This window comes from Peribacillus sp. NPDC096448 (assembly GCF_044762675.1).
GTDB lineage: Bacteria > Bacillota > Bacilli > Bacillales > DSM-1321 > Peribacillus > Peribacillus frigoritolerans_B.
This window is the reverse complement of sequence record NZ_JBIWEU010000047.1, coordinates 1-6,908: the sequence shown is the minus strand read 5'-3', so window position 1 is coordinate 6,908 and position 6,908 is coordinate 1. Positions and strand designations below refer to the sequence as shown.

Here is a 6,908-nt window from a genome sequence, read left to right as displayed (position 1 = left end):
ACGACATAGTACATTTACGCCCTTCAAAAAAAGTGTGAATATGGAGGGTTTATTTTAGCATGGCTTTTTACTAAGATATTTTCATACAAAAAAGCTGCCTTAAAGACAGCTCCGCTCTTCAGCTAACGAACCGTTAGTTGAAGTAGAAACCTTCACAATCTTAATAGAGTAAAACCTATTGGTACATAATCAAACCCTTTAAATTAGAATTCATAATGCCTCATAAGATTTGTATCAAATGCTTATCGTTTGTAAAAATCCATATTTTTCTGCTGGACCCCCTATAGGGGGTCCAGCAGACATTTACTCTTTAGCTAATTCTTAAAAAGAAGATGAATAAGGTGTTTCGAAGTTCCTGAGAAAAGAGTCCCTTCCAGTATATTTCTACAAAAAGAATAACCTTTGGGGGTTATGGAGAAACCGATTTCACCTTAGTTTATGGCAATGGGACAGCTTATTTTAAGCAGGCCGAGAAAAATAGTTCGTTGTATACAAAACATTTTCTAAAACGCTTTAAAACATCGCATTTATAACCGTTCTTATGAAAAATATCTATATATCCTTTCTCATCTCTGATAAAACGACCTTGATCTAACCAGTTCATAAAGAAGTTACAAAAAGGTTTATGTTGGTACATGCAAGGCTCAATTGCAATGACTCTCCCATTTGGTTTTAATACTCGCTTAAATTCTTCCGCATAGGTTTTTATGTCAGCACAAGAGATGTGATGTAACACGGAAATAATGAGAATATAATCAATACTTTCATTTTCAACTGGCAGAGAATATTCTTCTAAAACTTTGAATTCATAATTTGAATATAGCTTTTTCGAATACATAACTCTTTTTTCGTCAGGCTCTACACCCATATAACGTTCAGAAGAAAATAAAGTGCAGTTTACCCCTGTACCGGAACCGAAATCTAAGACAGTTTTATCATTAAATTCAAATTCCTCTTGTAAATAAAGATGTATATACTTTTCAGTAAACCACTTAGGACGTACTAAGTTATGATATAATTGCGGGAAAAATTCGGTTAAAATATGCCCTTCACCAACTTTCGCTAAGATTTCTTAATTAAATTTCCTTTCTTCATTCGAAATTATGCAAAAAAGCCAAATGTAAAAATGGCTTTCCTTCTATAATGGTGGAATATCTACAGAACTTCCTGATAATAAATGAGTACTAACGATGATTTTTGAAACTTGACCAATTTCACCCGTTGATAGATGCTTGTAAGCATTTCTAATATGTATACTTGTAGACGCTTCATACCGGAATATAATTCCCAATAGTCTTAACCTTAGCTTTAGCTGACTGATATCTAGGTGATTATTGCTTATTTTGTTCCAAATTGGGCTTTCTATTTTTAGACTAATAACATAATCTAAAAATAATCTTTTCAAATTTTGGGCAACATGTATATATCATATTCCAAGCAATAGTAGAAAATATAATAATACCTTCACCTCAAAGAGGTGAAGGTGAAGGAATTTCCGAAAAAACACTAAGGGAAAAATTTTAATTGTTTTTTACTTTTAGATTCAAACTAAATTTTCCTCTGTACTTGTTTTAAAGATTAGGAATTGTTAGTTCATGAATTGTAATTTCCGGTCTGCTCCCTATACGAATATTAAACAAGGTTTGTCCAAGTCCCTCATTTATATAGAAAAGCTTCCCTTGGTAATGAATAAGCCCCTTAATTAAGTTGAGACGAACAAGTTTCCCGAACTTTCTTAAGTGGTACGGTTTCGGCCAACAAATTTGACCGCCATGAAAATGTCCGGCAAGTAGATAATCAAAGTGGAACTTTTCCATTTGTAGAACAAGGTTGGGATCATGAGTTAAAACAAGTCGATAACCTTTTTCTATCAAGCCATTATATGCTAAGCTTAAATTGCTCCTTTTTGTATGGTAATCATCAATTCCGATAATATAAATTAAGTTTCCTTCCACAATAATCGTATCATTCTGATTTTGCATTGTTTTGATATCATATCGTTCAAATAATTCCTTTAAACGTCCAAAACTGTCCTCTCTTAAAATATAATCATGATTTCCGAAGACCGCATATATGCCATATTTTGGATTGAATTGTTGTATTACTTCTAGATAAGGAATTATTTTAGGAATACTTTTCGTTCGATCTAAATAGTCGCCTGTTAAAGCAATCAAATCAAAATTCTCTTTCTTTAATTGATTATATAGTTTTTCTGGAGAAATCGATAAGTTTTCTAAATGCAAATCTGATAATTGAAGAACGCGTAGATTAGAACAGTTGGGGGTAGTCACATTTGCAGAAACGGGAGCTACAGTGTTAACGATTGCCTCATGTGTATTTTTATTCGCCCTATATATAAAATAAACGAGAATTATCAACATAAAGAATAAAAAAATCAAACTATTTCCTCCTCCCTTTAAATCAGTATAGGGATTAAGAAAAAGAAAGTAAAATGAAAATAAAGGAAGTTAAAACGAGTCGTAAGAACCAGACATCCGAGTGATTAATTTGTTGATTGTGCTTCAGGACTATCTAGCCTCCCGTTAAAGATTTTTTAACTTGAATACTGATTAAATGATTTATGATATAAATACGCCTTTACAAAGGTATCATGGGTCAAATCCTCTGCTTGTTGATAATCCTATCTGTTGTCTTAGTAAATAAGGTAAAAAACATGCTCCAAGCTCATGTTATCCTCCTTAAAATAAGTTCCTCGTTAGATCTAATATTTAGGTATTCCTAATGGAACTATCCTCCCCTTTAGTTCCATTAGAAAAAGCTGCCTTAAAGACAGCTCTAATCTTCAGCTACACACCGAAAAAACCGTCCACTTTTGGGCCGGTTCTATAATGAGATTAGAAATGCAACTTGCGTTCCCTGAATAAATTTACATAATTTTATTTTTTTGGATATTTGAATGGATAAAATCGATCTTTTCTTTTCTATCCCATCCAAGGCTTGAGAACCAAGAAGAAACACAATCTCTGCAGCAATCATCGATACCCGTACCAGTAGCGATCCTTTCTTTCTTTTCATCCGTCCCTACAAAAGAAATTTCGTGATCTACATAGCGTTGGGTATACGGACAGTAAATTATCCATCGATTTACGATGTGCTCTTCGCCCATATTTTCCGTTCCTTTCCCCTTTACCTTAGTAACAAGTGAGTATTCGCTCAATACCCAGTTTTTACGTACGTTAAACCGTTTCCTTCAACAAACGTGGAATATTCATTTACAAATACTCATCTAGTCCCTATAGGGATGAAAAATTGGGTTAGATCTGGTCCATTTGTCTATTACAGAAATATCAATCCAGTTAACATAATGAAAATTTAAGAAGATAAAGCTCAGAGAATTATTCTAATTCAACGAGCTTTATCCAACAAAATTCATCTTATAAATGGACTTATCCTACTATGCAAGGGAAAGAAGTGAACCAAGTAAATCAATAAGAGCTTGCACAGCAGATTGGAAGAATTGGAGCAATGCAGTGACTATTCCCTCTAAAACTTCACCAATTATGGGAATAAGTGAAGTAAGAATCAATTAAATCTTTTCTTTAATTTTTTGAATAACAGTTTTATAAAATTTTAATTGATGAGGTACAAATTTGTCCCTTCCTACATTCCCATCAATTAAAATTATATTTCCATCTTTTTCTATTTCGAATCCTCTTATCTTAATTGTTTCTCTTTCAGCAAACCAAAGTTCAACAAAATGGTTAAATTCAGCTTTTACAATCCCTGCAACTTCTTCTTCTTGAAGAGTAAAGTCATCAAAGGATTTTTGGCTTCTATATAAAAAAACGTTTGCTATTTCCTTATCTATAAAATCTTCTTTTATTACACAGTAATCTATTATTCCTAACGGTATTAATTCCTGAAATGAAATATCCATTCCAACTTCTTCCTTAATCTCTCTTACACCATCTTGAACTGTTTCATTAGCCAGTAAATGCCCAGCAGCCGTAATATCCAAAAGATTTGGATAGTCCTTTTTTGTATTACTACGGAGTTGTAAATATAGATAATCAGTTCCTTTTTCTTTACTAATAAACCAACAGTGAAAAGCTTCGTGCCAATATCCAAGTCTATGGACATCTTCACGAGTAGCAATGCCTATTTGATTTCTGTATTCATCAAAAATTTTTAATTGTTCATTTTCCATACTGTCTTCCCCCTTAAAAGTTTTAATTTCACCTTATTAACTCTCCCTAATGCTTAATCAACTAATCTGTCCCGTTAGTGCCATAAGAAAAAGGATTGCCGCAGCAACCCCTATCTAAACAAACGTACCTATTGTTTAACAAGAAGCAGAACTATCTTAGATAACCTCCATTATTAATATCGAATGTTGCGCCTGTATAATGCTTGGCTCTATCTGATAATAAGAAGACAACAGTATCAGCCACATCTTCAGGCAGAACAGGCGTATTGATGAGTTGGTGACTTAAATACTCCTCTTTTCTCCAATCAGGTATCGTACCCATCATGGGAGTATTAACCATCGTAGGAGCAACAGCATTAACTCGGATATATGGTGAGAAATTCATTGCACAGCTTTTAGTTAAACCTAATATGGCAGCCTTTGATAACCCATAAATTGCATCTGAACTGCCCTCCATTCCCGACACTGAAGACATATTAACGATAACTCCCTTACGTTGGCTTTGGAACAATTTTTTACCGAACATTTGTGAGAGATAAATATACCCCTTAACATTTATATCTAGGACTTTATCAATTTCATCTACTTGATAATCCAATATATTTTTCGCCAAATAAATCCCCGCATTATTAACTAAACCATCTACATCAGCTTGTTCTGCTTCAACATATACAAAAAATTTAATGACCTCTTCATGGTTACTTACATCTAACGGATATGTATTTAGAACGTAGCGATCATCCATTGACCGTTTTAAATCATATAAGGAATGTTCATTAATATCGCATGCAATTACTGAAGCCCCCTCATATAAGCATTGTTTGACAATTTCTTTACCTATTCCAGAAGCCGCGCCTGTTACGATTACTTTTCTATTTTTGAGCACTTATTGTGAAGCTCCTCTCTCGCCTTAAAGACAGCTCTGATTTTCAGCTAACGCACCCGTTAGCCATCCATGAAGCGCAAAAATCAGCGCTTCACCACAGAGAATGAAAATTGGTCTCTATGTCGATAATGTTTTAATGGCTGGCGAAGAAGGTCGTTGAACTATGGTGCCTTTGAGCCCATCCGTTAGTCTGACTCCGACGACCACGGTGTACCACCGACTGTCGCGCCCTTTATGGGTAGCACTCATGGGAGATTAATCCTTTTTTGGTCGTCGCGCTAGCCTCTACTTAATTTGCTATGATTGGAGGTTTTTGTTTAACGATTGACCAAACTCAATCAGATCACTCATAAGGCTCAGCCTTTTTTAAAAAGCGTTTTTACTGAGTCTATTTTGTTGTGGTTTTTTCCGGATTTTGAGCTTTTTAATTTTCATGGGAGTTCACAAGAACATTCGCAAAGTCCCTCAAAGACTGATTCAGTAGGGGATTAACATAAATAGAGAAGTAAAATTATAAGTTTTATTAAACTCTCCAAAATTGTGAACAGATTTATGCGAACGTTAAGTTCTTGATAATCACCATGATAGATAATATTAAACAGATCATTGCAGGAACAATCATTACAATAGATTGATGCGCTCGAAAAATATGAGCATGTAGGGCTCCTATCATGATAAGTACAAACAATACACCTGATCCAACAGCCAAGTATCTATTCCAGATACCCCCAATCATTCCTATTGCTCCAATAAGTTCAATAAATCCAATTACAGACATGAACCATAATGGATATTGATAATGCTGCCAATGTTCAACCTGAAACGGGATACGTAAAAGTTTTATGAATCCTCCGACTAAAATAAAAACTGCTAAAATTACTTGCATAACAATGGTAATCATCTAACCTCACTCCTAATCAATTAGGGTTTCCCCATTCTTGTTAAACTAACGTGCGTTCGATAGTTTACTTTTTGGAATTAAATCTATTTTCTATAGTCTTGAATTCTTCACTATCAATCATTGGTCGCCATCATCTTTCTCTTTTAATTTCAAACCGATAAGTACAGAAATCAATGCAAATATGAGTGAACCTTGCCAAGTAATGGAGATATTATCCAAGAAGGTAACGAGTAATTCAATTAACGCAAAAGTGAGACCCGCATTTTAAAAAAATGATAACCAGCCCTTACTTGATTGAATAATACCGAAGGATTTTAAAGCCTTTGGTATCGCATTTGTAATGAGCGAGAGAGGTATTTCAAGGAATACATACATAACAAAGAAAAATACTAAAGCACCAATTGAATTATATTGTAATCCGAGTAATCTTAGAAATATGTATTCAAAAAAAGTAATACCAAGTAAAATTACTAATACGATAGACGTACAAATACCCATTTTTTTAATTTTATTTAAATGAAACGCCCTCCTTCCATTAATAACTGTCACCTCGAACACCCCTGTCTTAAACTAACCGTTACTAAAACCGGAGAAAAGTTTTTTAAAATTTATCCGTTTTAATCACGTCACAAAGTTTAATTTAGCTATACATATTTTAGCATTTTTTCTGCAACTAAACTCCCTCAATAAATTAAACACAATCTCACGATTGCTCTAGAATTCTTAGGATTTCATAGTCATATCATTAACCATTATCATTGTAAGCTTGGCATCACTCCTCAAGGGTAGGGATTTATCGAAAAAAGTGTATACTAAACTAGCCAATCATAGGAAAAAATTGGTTTAAGCAATGTTATGATCGCACTTTAGGATATCCACATGTCTCATGGAGGTCAACCCTCCCATGTCTCACAGAGTCGATGCTCCTACATTCCTTCGTTCAACCTTTCCAT

At 34.0% G+C, this 6,908-nt stretch carries 7 protein-coding genes; all 7 read right to left on the bottom strand.

The features are described 5' to 3' along the window. Window positions 1-454: 454 nt before the first annotated feature. Window positions 455-973, bottom strand: coding sequence for a class I SAM-dependent methyltransferase (locus tag ACIQ0C_RS26965; RefSeq protein WP_403065912.1), 519 nt, complete (start codon window positions 971-973; stop codon window positions 455-457). Between the two features lie 598 nt (window positions 974-1,571). After that, window positions 1,572-2,399 carry a metallophosphoesterase gene (locus tag ACIQ0C_RS26960; RefSeq protein WP_403065909.1) on the bottom strand — a complete coding sequence of 276 codons (828 nt, stop codon included), beginning with the start codon at window positions 2,397-2,399 and terminating at the stop codon, window positions 1,572-1,574. 488 nt (window positions 2,400-2,887) lie between these two features. Continuing rightward, window positions 2,888-3,127 (bottom strand): hypothetical protein, encoded by a 240-nt coding sequence (locus tag ACIQ0C_RS26955; protein WP_403065906.1) that lies wholly within the window; start codon window positions 3,125-3,127, stop codon window positions 2,888-2,890. Between the two features lie 420 nt (window positions 3,128-3,547). Further along, on the bottom strand, window positions 3,548-4,168 hold the full coding sequence (locus ACIQ0C_RS26950) for an NUDIX hydrolase (RefSeq protein WP_403065903.1): 621 nt from the start codon (window positions 4,166-4,168) through the stop codon (window positions 3,548-3,550). 151 nt (window positions 4,169-4,319) lie between these two features. Continuing rightward, on the bottom strand, window positions 4,320-5,054 hold the full coding sequence (locus ACIQ0C_RS26945; protein WP_403065900.1) for an SDR family NAD(P)-dependent oxidoreductase: 735 nt from the start codon (window positions 5,052-5,054) through the stop codon (window positions 4,320-4,322). Window positions 5,055-5,604: 550 nt separating this feature from the next. Further along, entirely contained in the window at window positions 5,605-5,955 is a 351-nt protein-coding gene (locus ACIQ0C_RS26940) for a DoxX family protein (protein ID WP_403065897.1), read from the bottom strand. Window positions 5,956-6,219: 264 nt separating this feature from the next. Continuing rightward, a complete protein-coding gene (locus ACIQ0C_RS26935) occupies window positions 6,220-6,504 on the bottom strand; it encodes a YrvL family regulatory protein (protein ID WP_403065894.1) in 285 nt (94 codons plus the stop codon). Between the last annotated feature and the right edge of the window lie 404 nt (window positions 6,505-6,908).